This is a genomic window from Verminephrobacter aporrectodeae subsp. tuberculatae At4 (genome assembly GCF_000193225.1).
GTDB classification, from domain to species: Bacteria; Pseudomonadota; Gammaproteobacteria; order Burkholderiales; family Burkholderiaceae_C; genus Acidovorax; species Acidovorax aporrectodeae.
On sequence record NZ_AFAL01000354.1, the window covers coordinates 1 to 16,202 of the forward strand.

Sequence of the window (16,202 nt, forward strand, 5' to 3'; positions counted from 1 at the left end):
CGTACGCTCCAGCCCCGGGCACGGGCGATTCCGAGCAATGCGTCCAGCGGCGGCGGCAGGCGGGGCAGCCGCAGCCCCTGGCCGTCGGGGAACTGGAGCGTGAGCGGCAGGCGCAGCAGGGCCTTGTCGATATCCACCCCCACCAGTTGCATCAGGCGCAGGCTCTCCGTGTACGCGCCGATGAGGACGTGCTGGCCGTTGTCCAGCGTCACCGGCGTGCCGTCGGGCAATGCGCCGGGCACGGCGCGCGCGCGCCCGCCCAGGCTGCGCGCGGCTTCAAAGACGGTGACCCGGTGGCCCGCCTGCGCATGCGCGATGGCGGCGGCCATTCCGGCCCAGCCCGCGCCGATGACGGCAACGTTCATGGCCGGACGGCGGCAGCCGGTTGCGCGCCGCGCGCTGCGTGGCCGGGGGGCATCACATCCGGCCCAGGGCCTGCACCTTCCACGCGAGCCAGAACTTGCGCAGCGGCGTGAGGCGGATGCGCTGGTGCAGCACCTGGAAGTTCGCGCGCTCGATCTCGTGCAGCAGCGTGCGGTAGATGCTGGCCATCATCAGGCCGGGCTTTTGCGCGCGGCGGTCGGCGCCGGGCAGCAGGGCCAGGGCCTGCTCGTACAGGCGGTGCGCGCGCTCGGATTGAAAGTGCATGAGCGCGCGAAAGCGCCCCGAGTACTGGCGCGCGAGGAGTTCGTGCGTCTTCACGTCGAACTGCTGCAACTCGCTCAGCGGCAGGTAGACGCGGCCGCGCATCGCGTCCTCGCCCACGTCGCGGATGATGTTCGTGAGCTGGAACGCCAGCCCCAGCTTGTGCGCGTACTGCGTGGTGCACTCCTCGGTCTGGCCGAAGATGCGCGCCGTGACCTCGCCCACGACGCCTGCCACCAGGTGGCAATAGTCCTCCAGGCCGGAAAAGTCCAGGTAGCGGGTCTGCGTCAGATCCATCCGGCAACCGTCGATCACGGCCTGCAACTGGCGCTGCTCGATCCCGTAGTCGGCGGTGTGCGGCATCAGGGCCCGCATTGCCGGGTGGCTGGGCTGGCCGGCGTAGGCCTGCGCCACTTCCGCTTGCCACCAGGCCAGCTTGCTGCGCGCCACGCCCGGGTCGCCGACTTCGTCGACCACATCGTCCACCTCGCGGCAGAACGCATAAAACGCCGTGATGGCCGCGCGGCGCGGCGCCGGCAGGAACAGAAAGGCGTAGTAAAAACTGCTGCCCGAGGCCGCAGCCCTTTGCTGAACGTACTGCTGCGGGGTCATGGAAACGGATTCTCCCATGGCGCAATGCGCTCCAAGCGAGGGCCGGGCGTGCCCATTGGTTTGGTTCGGTATGCGATCGCCACGCCGCACGCACGGGAAAGCACGCCGGAGGCGACAAGCATCCTGACACGCGTTGGCGATGAGGTACATTGGCGACTGGTTCTGCCGCCGCGCATGGCGGGGCAGGACACCAGGCCCTGCCGCTGCGGGCAACAAGATTCATGGGAGACGAGCATGCATTCCGAATCACCCTGGGCCGCGAGCGCTCAGCAGTTCCAGCAGATTCTCGGACAAAGCTGGACGCAGGCGCTGCAAGCGTTCCAAAAGCTGAACCTGGGCACGCAGCTGCCCGCAGCGCCGCCGCTGGCGCTCTCGCAGACCAAGCTGCAGGCGTTGCAGCAGCAGTATCTGCAAGAGGCCCAGGCGCTGTGGGCCCAGGGCCTGCAGGGCGCGCCCGAGGTGCAGGACCGGCGCTTTTGCAGCGCAGACTGGGCCGGCAACCCGGTGGCCGCGTTCGCCGCGGCGGTCTATCTGCTCAACGCGCGCACGCTGATGGGCCTGGCCGAAGCGGTCGAGGCGGACGAAAAGACCCGCTCCCGCATCCGCTTCGGCGTGGAGCAGTGGGTCGCCGCGATGGCGCCCAGCAACTTCCTGGCCTTCAACGCCGAGGCGCAGAAAAAGGCCATGGAGACCCGGGGCGAGAGCCTCGCCAAGGGCATGCAGAACCTGTTGCACGACATCGGCCAGGGCCATGTGTCGATGACCGACGAGAGCCTGTTCGAGGTCGGCCGCAACGTCGCCAGCACCGAGGGCGCCGTGGTCTACGAGAACGCGTTGTTCCAGTTGCTGGAGTACAAGCCGCTGACCGCCAAGGTGTACGAGCGCCCCCTGCTGCTGGTTCCGCCCTGCATCAACAAGTTCTATGTCCTCGATCTGCAACCCGAGAACTCGTTCATCCGCTACGCCGTCGAGCAGGGCCAGCGCAGCTTCGTCGTGAGCTGGCGCAACCCTGACGACAGCCTGGCGCACAAGACCTGGGACGACTATGTGCAAGACGGCGTCATCGCGGCCATCGAGGGGGTGCAGCGCATCACCGGCGCCGATCAGATCAACACGCTGGGCTTTTGCGTCGGGGGCACCATCCTGAGCAACGCGCTGGCGGTGCTCGCGGCACGCGGCCAAGAGCCCGTGGCCAGCGCCACCTTCCTCACCACGTTGATCGATTTCTCGGACAGCGGAATCCTCGACGTCTTCATTGACGAAGCCTCGGTGAAGTTCCGCGAAATGCAGATGGGCAAGGGCGGACTCATGAGGGGGCAGGACCTGGCCTCGACCTTCAGCTTTCTGCGCCCCAACGACCTGGTGTGGAACTACGTGGTGGGCAACTACCTCAAGGGCGAAACCCCGCCGCCATTCGACCTGCTGTACTGGAACAGCGACAGCACCAACCTGCCCGGCCCCTTCTACGTCTGGTACCTGCGCAACTTCTACCTGGAAAACAATCTGGTCAAGCCGGGCCGGCTCAGCGTGTGCGGCCAGAAGATGGACCTGCGCCACCTGACGCTGCCGGTCTACGTCTACGGCTCCCGCGAGGACCATATCGTTCCCGTCCACGCCGCCTACGCATCCACGCAGGTGCTGCCCGGGAAAAAGCGCTTCGTGATGGGCGCATCGGGCCATATCGCCGGCGTGATCAACCCGCCCGCCAAGGGCCGGCGCAGCCACTGGATGCGCGCAGACGGCAAGTTCCCCGCGACCCTCGACGCATGGCTACAGGCGGCCACCGAGCACCCGGGCAGTTGGTGGCCGGACTGGTCCGCCTGGCTCGCGGGCCACGCAGGCAAACAGATTGCGGCCCCCAAGGCATACGGCAAAGGGCCCAAGTACAAGGCCATCGAACCCGCGCCGGGCCGCTACGTCAAGCAAAGGGCCTGACCCGTCCAACGCGCACGGCATGCGCCGCAGGCCCGGCAACGCAGCAACGAACCCGCACCGACACCCACCTGGAAAGAAAGGACCCTCCCATGGAAGACATCGTCATCGTTTCAGCCGCCCGCACCGCAGTGGGCAAGTTTGGCGGTGCGCTCGCCAAGACGCCCGCGAGCGAACTCGGCGCCGTCGTGGTCCGCGAAGCCATGGCGCGCGCGCGCCTGCAGCCCGATCAGGTGGGCGAGGTCATCCTGGGCCAGGTGCTGGCTGCGGGCGTGGGCCAGAACCCGGCGCGCCAGGCCGCGATGAAGGCCGGCGTGGCCCAGGAAACGCCCGCGCTCACCATCAACGCCGTGTGCGGCTCCGGCCTCAAGGCCGTGATGCTCGCCGCCCAGGCCGTGGCCTGGGGCGACAGCGAGATCGTCGTCGCCGGCGGGCAGGAGAACATGAGCCTGGCCCCGCACGTGCTCAACGGCTCGCGCGAGGGCCAGCGCATGGGCGACTGGAAGCTGATCGACTCCATGGTCGTCGATGGCCTGTGGGACGCATACAACCAATACCACATGGGAATCACCGCCGAAAACGTGGCCAAGCAATACGGTATTACGCGCGCGATGCAGGACGCGCTGGCCCTGGAAAGCCAGCACAAGGCGGCCGCAGCGCAGGACGCCGGCCGCTTCGCCGAAGAAATCGTGGGCGTGAGCCTGGCGCAGAAAAAGGGCGATCCCATCGTCTTCAGCGCCGACGAGTACCTGAACCGCAAGACCAGTGCCGAGGCGCTGGCCGGCCTGCGCCCCGCATTCGACAAGGCCGGCAGCGTGACGGCGGGCAACGCCTCGGGAATCAACGACGGCGCCGCCGCCGTGGTGGTGATGCGCGCGAGCAAGGCCGCGGCCCTGGGACTGGAGCCGCTGGCGCGCATCGCCGCGTTTGGCACCAGCGGCCTGGACCCCGCCACCATGGGCATGGGGCCGGTGCCGGCATCGCGCAAGGCCCTGCAGCGCGCCGGCTGGAGCGCCGCCGAGGTGGATCTGTTCGAACTCAACGAAGCCTTCGCCGCGCAGGCCTGCGCCGTGAACCAGGAACTGGCCGTGGACCCCACCCGGGTGAACGTGAACGGCGGCGCAATTGCCATCGGCCACCCCATCGGCGCGTCCGGCTGCCGCATTCTGGTGACGCTGCTGCACGAAATGCGCCGCCGCAACGCCAGGAAGGGCCTGGCCGCGCTGTGCATCGGCGGGGGCATGGGCGTGGCGCTGGCGCTGGAGCGCGGATAAAACGTCGGTCGCTGGCGTGGTGGAAAACCGGGGCACGCCTGCGCGCGCATCCGGTGCAAATCCGTAATCCACTGCATGGTGCGACGGTGATATTGACCCTCCCCGTAGCGCCAACGCGCGCTATGCGGCTCGGGATTTATGCGATAACGCCAAGAACAAGGAAGACTTTCTCTCCATGCGCGCCTGGAAACGTGCTGTTTCTATCACGTGGCGCCCATGCCGCCCTTGGGCAATAAGGTCCATGTCGTCGCGTGCAACAACCGACCAGAAGATATTGTTGCCTTCGCGAATTTCATCGCAGAGCGCCGTTACCGTTACTTTCATGCCGGGAAGGGTTGGCGCCACATGGGTGGTGCTGATGAAAGTCCCCAAACTCCCCTCTCCTTCCTCGAGATGCGGACGCAGGGCCTCGATGCAACACCATTCCAGCAATCCCACCATGAATCCGGTGGCAAAGATTTCTGGCATCTTCCGGTATTCCTCGGACTCTGGATAGAGGTACGGGACGGTCTTGTTCAATGGGACCACATAGGACCATGAAAATACATCTCCTGGCTTCAATGTGTTTCGCATTCTGCTGACTTCCTTGTCTCTTTTCTTGCGGGAAAATATTTTCAATAGGTGGCGCCGCTGAATATCTCCTGCTCCCGACGGGGATCGCGCCATGAAGGCATCCAGACGCTGAGGTCATTATGGGTCAGATGCTGGCTGCGGACGTGCGCCAGGCCGCGGTGGAGGCCGTATGCGACTCCGACCGGCGGACAGCCGGGACCAGTTGGCCAGCCTGCACCCGGCATTTGACAAGGTCGGGGCAGCGTGGCGGCGGGCAACGCCGGGCATCAACGACGGCGCCGCTGTGGCGGTGGTGATGCGCACGAACCGCACGCATCGCCGCGTTTGGCAGCCGTGGTCTGGCACCCGCGGGCATGAAGCCCGTGCGTCGCCATGAAAAAAGCCCGGGCTTCGGTGTTTTCCTTCACGAGGCGCCCGGATTTCTTCGGTAGAGTGTGGGGATGCGAAACACCAACCAAGGAGGAATCCCATGAACCAGAAAGTTGCGTATGTCACGGGCGGCATGGGCGGTATCGGGACCGCCATATGCCAGCGCCTGCACAAGGAGGGCTTCAAGGTCATTGCCGGCTGCGGCCCGACGCGTGACCACGCCAAGTGGCTCGCGGAGCAAAACGCGCAGGGCTTTCGCTTCTACGCGTCAGTGGGCAACGTGAGCGACTGGAACTCCACCTCCGAGGCCTTTGGCAAGACCAAGGCAGAGCATGGCAGCATCGACGTGCTGGTGAACAATGCAGGCATCACCCGGGACCGCATGTTTCTGAAAATGTCGCGCGAGGACTGGGACGCGGTCATCGAGACCAACCTCAACAGCATGTTCAACGTCACCAAGCAGGTGGTGTCGGACATGGTCGACAAGGGCTGGGGCCGGATCATCAACATCAGTTCGGTGAACGGTGAGAAAGGCCAAGTGGGCCAGACCAACTACTCGGCGGCCAAGGCCGGAATGCACGGTTTCTCAATGGCCCTGGCGCGGGAACTCGCGACCAAGGGCGTGACGGTGAACACCGTGAGCCCCGGCTACATCGGCACCGACATGGTCAAGGCGATCCGCCCCGACGTGCTCGACAAGATCGTTGCCACCGTTCCCATCAAGCGCCTGGGGGAGCCGAGCGAAATTGCCTCGATCATCGCCTGGCTGGCGTCGGAGGAGGGAGGCTATGCAACGGGGGCCGATTTCTCGGTTAACGGTGGTTTGCACATGGGTTGAATAAAAAAATCCCCGCTCGGCGGGGGATTTTTTTAGATTTCAGAAGGGGACTGGTGCGCGCTTGCGGTCGCGTTCGTCCTCGGGCCAGGCGGACATCATGGGGTGGATATGCATGTTGGAAAACTCCTGTGATGTATCCGCAACGCGGCCGATGCAGGCTGCGTTGACAGGGCTGCGAAAGAATTCCAGGGGCCTCCTGGATGTTCTGGCTCTCAGCGCCGGTCGGCAGACCCGTCCAAGTATTGCAGAAAGCTCTGCTCGGCCGGGCTCAGAGTGACCTGTTCGTGACGCACCAGGTACACCGGCAGCACCACGGGGTCCAGCGGCAGTTCCGTCAGGCGCGCGCATTCCCTGGCGTACCGGCGCGGCAGTGCGCCGATGCCTGCGCCGGCGCGCACCAATGCCGCCAGCGCCTCGCAATCCGGCGCTTCGGCCACCGTGGCGCCCTCCAGGCCGGCGCGGATCCGGTGCATCGACAGCGCCGCGAGCGGGGTGCCGGTCTGCTCGCCTTCGTAGCCGATGACCGGCGCGTTGCATATGTCGAGGGAGGCGGCGCGCTCGTCCGGTGCAGCGGCTCCGGCGTAATGGCCCATTTCCTGGTCGAACAGCTTGCGCCGCGTGAATACGGGCCGCACGTCGTGCGCCGACACCACCCCCAGCGTGGCGTTCTTTTGCGCCAACTGGCCGAGGATGTCCGCGCAAATGCCGCGCCTGACGCGAAAGCGCACCAAGGGAAACTGCTGGCGGTACGCGGCGATCAAGCCAGGCAGTTCCTGCCAGTGGACGTGGCCGCTGAGATGCAGCGTGACGATGCCCTGCACGACCGCGTGGGCGGCGTCCAGGGCGTTCGGCAGGGCGGTGATGACGCCGTAGATTTCAGCGCAGTGCCGGTACAGGACTTCGCCGGCGGCGGTGGGCTGGAAGGCGGTGGCGCCCCCGCGCTCGATCAGGCGGCGTTCGAGGCGTTCTTCGAGGCGGCGCAGCGCCGCGCTGACCGAGGGCTGCGTGACCGACAGGCGATGCGCGGCGAGCGTGATGCTGCGCTCCTGCACGATGACCATGAAGGTGCGCAGCAGATTCCAATCGAGCTGGTTGGCGAATTTATCCAGTAGCGCAATCATGCCCGGCGACTCGTACAGCGGTGGGCGCTTGGGTCCGGATGCGCCGCCATCAGGCCGGCGCGTAAAGATGGCAGCGCACGCCGTGGGCGGGGCCACTGGCGTATAGCGCCGGTTGCGCCGCGTCGCACACACCGGCGCTGGCCTTGCCGCACCGTGAGACGAAGGCGCAGCCACGCGGCAGGTCAATGGACGAGGGGATATCGCCCTGCAGCGCGATCCGGCGCGGCGGCTGGCGGCCTTCCGGCACGGGGATGGCGTCGATCAGTGCTTCGGCGTAGGGGTGACGGGGGTTGACGAAAACCTCCTCCGTCGGGCCCTGCTCGACGATGCGGCCAAGATACATGACGGCCACGCGCGGGCACAGGGCCCGGATCACCGCCAAATTGTGCGAGATGAACAGATAAGACAGTTGAAAGCGTGACTGCAAGTCCTTCAGGAACGCCAGGATCTGCGCCTGCACCGAGACGTCGAGCGCGGAGGTGGGTTCGTCCAGCACGAGCAGCCTGGGCCTGAGCGCAATCGCGCGCGCGATGCACACGCGCTGCTTCTGCCCGCCGGAAAGCTCGTGCGGATAGCGGCCGAGAAACTGCGCGGGCAGGCCCACCATTTCCATGAGTTCCGCAGCCTGGGCGCGCAAGCGCGCGCCGCGCAGGTCGGTGTGCAGGATCAGGGGTTCGGACACGCTGCGCAGGATGCTCATGCGCGGGTTCAGCGCCGAGTGCGGGTCCTGGAAGATGAACTGCACCGAGCGCCTGAGCGCGCGCAGTTCGCGCGCGTCCAGCCGGGTGACGTCGCGGCCGTCGAAATGCACGCTGCCGCGCGTGGGGTCCAGCGCCCGGGCGCACAGCCGGCCCAAGGTGGATTTTCCGCAGCCGGATTCGCCGACCAGCCCGAGCGCCTGGCCGGGTTCGATGGCCAAGTCCACGCCGCTGACGGCGTGCAGTTTGCGGCCATCGTGCAGGCGGAATTCGCGGGATACCGAGCGCAGTTCCAGCAGCGGGGCTGCGGCGGGGCGGGTGGCGCCGGCTTGTGCGCTCATGCCAGGTTCCTGGCAGCCATGTCGGCGGCATGCGTTTCGTCCAGCAGCAGGCAGGCGGCGCTGTGCTGCGGCGCGAACGCCACGGTGGCTGGCCGTTGCTGCGCGCAGGCGGGCAGCGCTTGCGGGCAGCGCGCCTGATAGCGGCAGCCCGCAGGGGGATGCAGCAGATTCGGCACGGTGCCGGGGATGCCGGCGAGCATCTGCGCCGGCTTGCGCGGATGCGGCACCGACGCGAGCAGGCCGCGCGTATAGGGATGGCGGGGATGCTCGAACAGAGCCTCCACGGGCGCGGTCTCGACGACCGTTCCCGCGTACATGACGGCCACGCGGTCGCAGACGCGGGAAATCACGCCCAGGTCGTGGGAGATGAGCAAAATGCTCAGGCCCAGGTCGCGCCGCAACCCGTCGAGCAAATCCAGGATCTGCGCCTGGATGGTGACGTCCAGCGCGGTCGTGGGCTCATCGGCGATCAGCAGCGACGGGGCGCCGGACAAGGCCATCGCGATCAGCACCCGCTGGCGCTGGCCGCCGGAGAGTTGGTGCGGATAGCAGCCCAATTGGGTGTCCGGGCTGGGCATGTGCACGCGCGCCAGCATGTGCGCGGCGTGGCTGCGCCGCTGGCGGGCCGAACGGCGTTGCCCGCGGGGCCCGCTGGCGTCATGCGCCGCGATCACTGCCGACATCTGGTCGCCGATCGTGAACAACGGGTTCAGGCAACTCATCGGATCCTGGAAGATCATGGCGATCTCCACGCCGCGGATCCGGCGCATGGCGGCGGCCCCGATGCCCAGCAGGCTTTGCCCGCGGTAGCGCAGGTCGCCGCCCGCAATGCGCGCGGACGGGCTGGAGACCAGGCCCAGCACGCTCTTGGCGGTGACGGACTTTCCGCAACCCGTTTCGCCCACGATGCCCAGGCTCTCGCCCGCGGCGATGCTCAGCGTGACGCCGTCCAGCGCCTGGTAGCAGCCGTCGAAGGTGTCGAAGTGCAGGCGGAAATCGTCGAATTCGAGCAGGGGAGCGGCCATCGCGTCAGCTCCGTTGCTTGGGGTCGAGCACGTCGCGCAGCCCGTCGCCAATGAGGTTGAACCCCAGCACCGTGAGATAGATGGCCAGGCCGGGAAAGACCGAATACCACCACCACTGCGGCAGGTAATTGCGCCCCACGGAAATCATGGCGCCCCATTCCGGTGCTGGCGGCTGCGCGCCCAGCCCCAGAAAACCCAGGCTGGCGGCGCTGAGGATGGCCATGCCCATGTCCATCGAGGCCTTGATGACGATGGGCGAGACGCAGTTCGGCAGGATGTGCACGAACACGATGCGCCAGGGGCCCGCGCCCATCATGCGCGCCGCATCGACGTAGACCTCGCTCCTGAGCGACAGCGTCTTCGCCTGTACCAACCGCACGTAGCCCGGCCACCAGACCAGCGACAGCGCGAGCATGGCGTTGCGGATGCCCGGCCCCAGAGCGCCCACGATGGCGATGGCCAGCACCAGGCCGGGTACCGACAGGAAGATGTCCGTCACGCGCATGATGCATTCCTGCACCCGGCCGCCGAAGTAGCCCGCGATGACGCCCAACGGCACGCCAATGAACGCCGCGATACAGGTGATGGTGAGTCCGATCTGCAACGAGGTGCGGGCGCCGAGGAGCACGCGCGACAAGACATCGTTGCCCATCTCATCGGTGCCGAACCAGTGTGCGGAGCTGGGTGGCCGCAATTTCTGCGCCAGTTTCACCGAGCCGCTGGCGTCTTCCGGATACGGCGCCAGCCAGGGCGCGAACAGCGCCACCAGCAGGAAGCCGAGCACGAGGAGCAGCCCCAGCATGGCAGACTGGTTGCGGGCGAAGGTGGCCGCGTACAGGCGCAGTTGCCGCGCCAGACCATGCTGCGCGCGCACGGTGGGGGGAGCGAGGGCCGTGGTGGACATGGCGCTCAACCCGGATGGCGGACCCGCGGGTCCAGCATGCCGTAGACAACGTCGATGACGAAGTTGGTCAGCATGAAGCTTGCGCCCAACACCAGGGTGACCCCCATGATGGGCTGGAAGTCGGAGTTCATGGTGGCCTGCACGGCATACAGCCCGATGCCCGGCCAGTCGAACACCGATTCGACCAGCACGGTGCCGCCCAGCATCCAGCCAAAGCGCAGGCCGATCATGGCCAGGGTGGGCAGCATGGCGTTGCGCAGCGCGTATTTCGCGATGACCCGCCACGCGGCGACGCCATGCGCGCGCGCCGCCACGATGTAGTCTTGGCACAGCACTTCGAGCATTTCGGCGCGGTTCACCCGGACGATGGACGCCAGCGCCGGAAAGGCCAGCGCGAGCGCCGGCAGGAGCATGTAGCGGAGCGCGGAGGCAAAGGTCTCCCCATCGCCGGACAGCAGGCTGTCGATGGTGTGAAAGCCCGTGATGCTCTCCGGCGGGGTGCTCAGCATGTCCAGCCGACCGCCCAGCGGCAGCCATTCCATGTGCTGCGCGAACAGATACTTCAGCAGCAGGCCCAGCGAGAACATCGGGAACGCCACGCCGGACGTGGACACCAGACGGATCAGGTGGTCAGGCCAGCGGTTCTGCGTGGCCGCCGCCACGGTGCCCAGGGTCAGGCCCCCCACGATGGCCATCAGAATGGCAAAGCACACCAGCTCCAGCGTGGCCGGAAAGTAGCGCAGCAGGTCCTGGAACACCGGCCGGGTGGTGGTGATGGAGCGCCCCAGGTCGCCCCGCAGGACGCCGCCCAGGTAGTTGCCGAACTGCGCCAGCACCGGCTGGTCCATGCCGTATTCCGCGCGGATCGTCTGCACCATCGCTTCGGTGGCGTTGGGCCCCGCGGCCAAACGCGCCGGATCCCCCGGTGCGACGTGCGAGATGGTGAACGTGATGCCCAGCAGACCGGCCAGCATCAGCAGCATGAATGCCGAGCGTTTGGCGATAAAGCGCAGCATGGGGCCGGCGCCTCCTAACGCCCGATGAACAACGGATACAGATCGAACTCGCCGGCCATGCGGATCGGCGAATCGAGCAGGCCCTGCACGTAGTCGCGCGATGCGGTGAAGCGGTCGCGGAGCATGCCGAAGACCTCGGGCTGGTGCGCCACGATGCGGCGCTGGATCTCTTCATACAGGGGCTGGCGCTCGGGCCAGGAAGACAGCGTGCGGGCGCGGTCGATCAGCGCGAACAGCTTCGGATCGTTCAGGAAGTGGGTGCCGTAGTACTGGCCCCAGGAGCCCTTGTGATACTGGTAGGCAATGGACTCCGGGTCGATCGACATGGCGGACGTGAACGCGGCAAAGATGTCCGGCGAGGTCTCCACCCTGGAGCCACGCGCCACCATGTTCGGCCAAGTCAGCGGCACCATGCGGATGGAGATGCCCAGCGGCTTCAGGTTGTCGATCAGCAAGAGGCCCATCTGGCGCTCCTCTTCCAGCCCCTGCACGTAGACGTATTCCAGTTCGATTCCGCCTTGCGGCCATTGCGACTTGGCCAGGTGGGCGCGGGCCTTTTTCATGTCGCGGCGCGGCATGTCGGGCACGGCGATATGGCCCAGGACCGACGGCGGGAACGGACTATCCATCAGGCGCGCCTTGCCGTTGTAGATTTTCAGCAGCGACTCATAGTCGAACGCATAGGCCAGCGCGCGGCGCAAGTTCAGGTCCGCCGTGTACTTGCCCTGCGTATTGAACTTCAGGCCGAAGCCGCCCATGCCCGGCTTGCGCTCGATCTTCACGCCCTTGACGCTGCCCAGCTGGTCCAGATCTTCGGGCGACAGGCTGCTCGCGATGTCGATTTCGCCGCGCACCAAGGCGGCGCGGCGGCTGGAGTTTTCGGTCATCACGCGGTAGATGATTCCGCCCAGACGGGCCCGCTCCGCCTGCGGCCAACCCTTCCAGTATTCGTTCCAGGGTTCCAGTTCGTAGAGCGCATTCGGCTCCACGCGCTTCACGCGGAACGGGCCGGAGCCGGCGCTGTGCTCGGTCAGCCACTGCTGGCCGGAGTCGCCGTTGACTTCATGCGCCATGGCTTCCTTGACGTTCACGACGTACCACCACGGCACCAGGCCCAGGAACGCCGCGTAGGGCCGGGTCAGCTTGAATCGGATGGTATGCGCGTCGACCACCGTCATGTTGTCGGGCGTGAGGAAGTCCGCGTACATCCACGCCGGCCCCTTGTTCAGCTTCAGCGTGCGCTCGAAGGATGCCTTCACCGCCGCCGCGTCCACCGGATCGCCATTCTGGAAGCGCGCGCGCGGGTCCAACCGGAAAGTCCATTCGGACGCGTCGCCGCTGACCGACCACGACGTGGCCAGCCAGGGCTTCAGTTCGGGCGGGTCGCCTTCGTACTTGAGCAGCGCATCGTACGTGGCCTGCTGAATGGTGCGGATGGACAGATCGTATTTTTGCGCCGGGTCCATGACCGAGACGGCCTGCTGGCCGCCAATGACCAGGATGCGCTTGCCGTTGGCCGTCTCGAAAGCATGCGGGGCCGCTGATGCACAGGCAATGCTCAGGGCCAACAGGAAGGTGCTCAGGCGTTGCCGCATTGGTAACTCTCCTTGGATGTCGCTTGCCGGCACGATGCCGAAAGCCGTGCTTGATGTTTGCAGATGCACCAGACATCGGCAAATAAATACGAAGAATGCGGCACATAGACGCAGCACATAGGAAGCGCACATCCGCCCCTGCGGGGATGCGCGCCAGCGCATGATTTGGGTCTATGCGGGGCATGCGCATATTCAATTTGCCCGGCTCGTCGGGGTCGAAGTAAGGTTCGGCACCCCGGTTCACCCATACCCTCATCAAACCATGCTGTCCGCAGTCGCAAGCACCCACACCGGAACGCGCGCCGTATCCGCCGAAGATCTGGAGTCCCTGGCCGTGGGCGCCTGGATACTGGGCACCGGCGGTGGGGGGGACCCCTACCAGAAACTGCTGAACATGCGCCAGCTCTACCAGAAGGGCTATCGCGCGCTGCTGCTCGACCCCATGTACCTGAACGACGACGACCGCGTGGCCGTGGTGTCCAGCATGGGCGCGCCGCTGGTCGGGCAGGAGCGCTTGGCCGACCCGCATTTCGCGCTCAAGCCGGTGCGCATGATGGAGGAATACTGCGGCGCGCGTTTTCGCGCCGTCATGGCGCTGGAGATCGGCGGCGGCAACGGCCTGCAGCCCTTCATGGTGGCTGCGCTGATGGGGCTGCCGGTGGTGGACGCCGACAGCATGGGGCGCGCCTACCCGGAGGCGCAGATGACCAGCTTCGCGGCCAACGACCTGCCGATGTATCCACTGGCCGTGGCCGACATCCGCGACAACGAAGTCATCGTCACGCGCGCGGCGTCGGCCACTTGGGTAGAGCGCCTGAGCCGCAAGGTGGTGGTCGAAATGGGCTCCACGGCGGCGACCTGCAAGACGCCGCGCAGCGGCAGCGAGGTCAAGGACTACGGCATCCTCTACACCGTCACCAAGGCGATCCGGCTGGGCGCGGCCGTGCTGCACGCGCGCCGCCAGCATGGCGACGTCATCGGCGCGGTGCTCGAGGAAACCGCCGGCAGGCTCCTGTTCAGCGGCAAGGTGGTGGACGTGGAACGCCGCACCACCGCCGGTTTCCTGCGCGGCCACGCCATGCTGGAGGGCCTTGGCGATGACCGCGGGTCGCGCTACACGCTGCATTTCCAGAACGAGTTTTCCGTGGGCGAACGCGACGGGCTGCCGCACGTGATGACCCCCGACCTGATCTGCGTGCTCGACTCCATCAGCGGCGACGGCATCGGCACGGACGTGCTGCGCTTCGGCCAGCGCGTCAGCGTGCTCGCGCTGCCCGCGCCGCCTGTCTTCACCACCCCGCGCGGCCTGGAATTGGTGGGCCCCCGCGCCTTCGGCTTCGGCTTCGACTACCGCAGCGTCTTCGCGTAGGGCAGCCCATATGAAACACATCGGCATCGACGTAGGCGGCACGAACACGGACGCCGTATTCGTGCAGGACGACCAAGTCCTGGGCGCCGTCAAGTCGCCCACCACCGGGGACGTCACCCGCGGCGTGTGCCGCGCGCTGGCGGCGCTGATCCAGGCCTGCCCCGCGGCGGCGGCGCCCGAGGCCGTCATGATCGGCACGACCCACTTCACGAATGCCGTCGTGCAGCGCTGCGACCTCGCACCGGCGGCCGCGCTGCGTGTCTGCCTGCCGGCTGCGGCGTCGCTGCTGCCGTTCTGCGACTGGCCGCAGGACCTGGCGCGCAAGGTCAATGGCGGGACCTATCTGGTGCAAGGCGGCCACGAGTTCGACGGCCGCGAAATCATGCCCCTGGACGAGCGCGCCGTGCGCGACGCGGCGCGCGCCATCCGCGCGTCCGGCGTGTCTTCCGTGGCCATCAGCGGCGTGTTTTCCCCGCTGATCGGCACAGCCGAACTGCGCGCCGGCGAAATCCTGCGACAAGAGCATCCCGATTGCCGCATCACGTACTCGCACCAGTTGGGCCGCATCGGCCTGCTCGGGCGCGAGAACGTGGCGCTGCTCAACGCCACCCTGATCGACTTGGCGCACAAGACCACCGACGCCTTCGTGCAGGCGCTGGCCGACAGCGGCATCCGCGCGCCCCTGTTCCTGACGCAGAACGACGGCACCGTCACGCGGGCCGAGAACGCGCGCGACTTTCCCGTGCATTCTTTCGCCTCGGGTCCCACCAACTCCATGCGGGGCGCGGTGTTCCTGGCCGCCATCGACGACGCGGTCGTGTGCGACGTGGGCGGCACCACGGCGGACGTCGGCTGCGTGCAAAACGGCTTTCCGCGCCAAGCGAACAATATGGTCGAGGTGGGCGGCGTGCGCACGGCGTTCCGCATGCCGGACCTGCTGTCCATCGGCGTCGGCGGAGGCACCCTGGTCGACCCGCACAGTTTGCAGCTGGGCCCCGTCAGCGTGGGGCATCGCCTGCTGGAAGAGGCGCTGGTGTTTGGCGGCGCACGGCTGACCTGCACCGACATCGCAGTCGCCGCAGGCTTGGCGGACATCGGCGACCGCGCCCGTGTGGCGCACCTGGACCCCGCGATGGTGCGCGGCGCCCTGGCGCGCATCCACCAGGCCATTGCCGAAACCTGCGACCGGATGAAGAGCAGCGCACGCAGCGTGCCGCTCATCGCCGTGGGCGGCGGCTCCGTGCTGATTCCCGACCAGGTCGCGGGCTTTTCCGAGGTGGTCCGTGTCGCCAACCACGCCGTGGCCAACGCCGTGGGCGCGGCAATTGCGCAGGTGTCTGGCGAAGTCGATCAAATCTTCCTCGACCTGGGACGCGACGAACTGCTGGAGCGCGCACGCGCGATCGCCGTGGAACGCGCAGTGGCCGCCGGCGCGCAGGCCAGCAGCATCACCGTCATCGAGCAGGAAGATATCCCCCTGGCCTACCTGCCCGGCAACGCCGTCAGGGCGCGGGTGCGCGTGGTCGGCGAGATCGCCCGCCGTGACGGCCAACCCTGAGCGGAGTCGGTTGCGGGTTCCCGAACGGGTCTTCCAGGCTGGGCTCACCGGCGCCACGGGGATGCCCAACGGGCGGCATGGCGCGATCCAGGCAGCCGTCGATTCATGGTTCTTGCTGCGCGCCGGTTGAACAGGCGTAGCGCGGGTCGTTGGCCAAATCGGGGCGCTTGGCGATTGCAAGAAAATTGCGCAATTTATTGCAGTATCTGTTACAGTGCCCGCTCATCACATACAGATTGGAACAATCGCAGGGATGCATATCCACCATGGCAGAGAAAAATACAGAGACAAGCCCCCCCGTGGCCACGACAGCCACGCCGGACGCAACCCCG

The 16,202-nt window shown here is 66.9% G+C and carries 15 protein-coding genes; 5 read left to right on the plus strand and 10 right to left on the minus strand.

Features of this window, described 5'->3' with window-relative positions:
• A partial coding sequence (locus VTU_RS26475; RefSeq protein ID WP_010102914.1) for an FAD-dependent oxidoreductase occupies positions 1–365 on the minus strand: 365 nt, incomplete at its 3' end.
• Between the two features lie 52 nt (positions 366–417).
• A complete protein-coding gene (hpnD, locus tag VTU_RS0107600; protein ID WP_010102915.1) occupies positions 418–1,257 on the minus strand; it encodes a presqualene diphosphate synthase HpnD in 840 nt (279 codons plus the stop codon).
• Between the two features lie 234 nt (positions 1,258–1,491).
• On the opposite strand from hpnD, the gene VTU_RS0107605 reads away from it, so the two are divergent.
• Together VTU_RS0107605 and VTU_RS0107610 are read left to right on the plus strand one after the other, a co-directional pair.
• Positions 1,492–3,192: a PHA/PHB synthase family protein gene (locus VTU_RS0107605; RefSeq protein WP_010102916.1), complete on the plus strand. Its 1,701-nt coding sequence runs from the start codon at positions 1,492–1,494 to the stop codon at positions 3,190–3,192.
• A gap of 89 nt (positions 3,193–3,281) precedes the next feature.
• Complete coding sequence (locus VTU_RS0107610) at positions 3,282–4,463, plus strand: acetyl-CoA C-acetyltransferase (RefSeq protein WP_010102917.1); 1,182 nt, start codon at positions 3,282–3,284, stop codon at positions 4,461–4,463.
• A 120-nt stretch (positions 4,464–4,583) separates the two neighbouring features.
• Here the strand turns inward: VTU_RS0107610 and VTU_RS0107615 are convergent, their stop codons facing one another.
• Positions 4,584–5,129, minus strand: coding sequence for a thioesterase family protein (locus VTU_RS0107615; RefSeq protein ID WP_201766107.1), 546 nt, complete (start codon positions 5,127–5,129; stop codon positions 4,584–4,586).
• Between the two features lie 376 nt (positions 5,130–5,505).
• Between VTU_RS0107615 and phbB the strand changes: the two genes are divergently transcribed.
• Positions 5,506–6,243: an acetoacetyl-CoA reductase gene (gene phbB, locus VTU_RS0107620; RefSeq protein WP_010102919.1), complete on the plus strand. Its 738-nt coding sequence runs from the start codon at positions 5,506–5,508 to the stop codon at positions 6,241–6,243.
• Between the two features lie 212 nt (positions 6,244–6,455).
• Here the strand turns inward: phbB and VTU_RS30635 are convergent, their stop codons facing one another.
• The 6 genes from VTU_RS30635 to VTU_RS0107650 are packed head-to-tail and all read right to left on the minus strand — an operon-like array spanning position 6,456 to position 12,943.
• Positions 6,456–7,364 carry a LysR family transcriptional regulator gene (locus tag VTU_RS30635; protein WP_010102920.1) on the minus strand — a complete coding sequence of 303 codons (909 nt, stop codon included), beginning with the start codon at positions 7,362–7,364 and terminating at the stop codon, positions 6,456–6,458.
• Between the two features lie 49 nt (positions 7,365–7,413).
• On the minus strand, positions 7,414–8,403 hold the full coding sequence (locus VTU_RS0107630; RefSeq protein ID WP_010102922.1) for an ABC transporter ATP-binding protein: 990 nt from the start codon (positions 8,401–8,403) through the stop codon (positions 7,414–7,416).
• Positions 8,400–9,428, minus strand: coding sequence for an ABC transporter ATP-binding protein (locus VTU_RS0107635; protein WP_010102924.1), 1,029 nt, complete (start codon positions 9,426–9,428; stop codon positions 8,400–8,402). Before VTU_RS0107635 ends, VTU_RS0107630 begins: the two co-directional genes overlap by 4 nt.
• A 4-nt stretch (positions 9,429–9,432) precedes the next feature.
• Positions 9,433–10,332, minus strand: coding sequence for a nickel transporter permease (gene nikC / locus VTU_RS0107640; RefSeq protein ID WP_010102926.1), 900 nt, complete (start codon positions 10,330–10,332; stop codon positions 9,433–9,435).
• A 5-nt stretch (positions 10,333–10,337) separates the two neighbouring features.
• Positions 10,338–11,348: an ABC transporter permease gene (locus VTU_RS0107645; RefSeq protein ID WP_010102928.1), complete on the minus strand. Its 1,011-nt coding sequence runs from the start codon at positions 11,346–11,348 to the stop codon at positions 10,338–10,340.
• A 14-nt stretch (positions 11,349–11,362) separates the two neighbouring features.
• A complete protein-coding gene (locus VTU_RS0107650; protein WP_010102929.1) occupies positions 11,363–12,943 on the minus strand; it encodes an ABC transporter substrate-binding protein in 1,581 nt (526 codons plus the stop codon).
• A gap of 262 nt (positions 12,944–13,205) precedes the next feature.
• On the opposite strand from VTU_RS0107650, the gene VTU_RS0107655 reads away from it, so the two are divergent.
• Entirely contained in the window at positions 13,206–14,312 is a 1,107-nt protein-coding gene (locus VTU_RS0107655) for an S-methyl thiohydantoin desulfurase family protein (RefSeq protein ID WP_010102930.1), read from the plus strand.
• Between the two features lie 10 nt (positions 14,313–14,322).
• The gene (locus tag VTU_RS0107660) at positions 14,323–15,870 is read left to right on the plus strand and encodes a hydantoinase/oxoprolinase N-terminal domain-containing protein (RefSeq protein WP_010102931.1); all 1,548 of its coding nucleotides are present in this window, start codon (positions 14,323–14,325) and stop codon (positions 15,868–15,870) included.
• Positions 15,871–15,973: 103 nt separating this feature from the next.
• Here the strand turns inward: VTU_RS0107660 and VTU_RS34735 are convergent.
• Positions 15,974–16,202, minus strand: a 229-nt coding sequence (locus tag VTU_RS34735; protein ID WP_236610671.1) for a hypothetical protein, incomplete at its 5' end; no start/stop codon positions are given.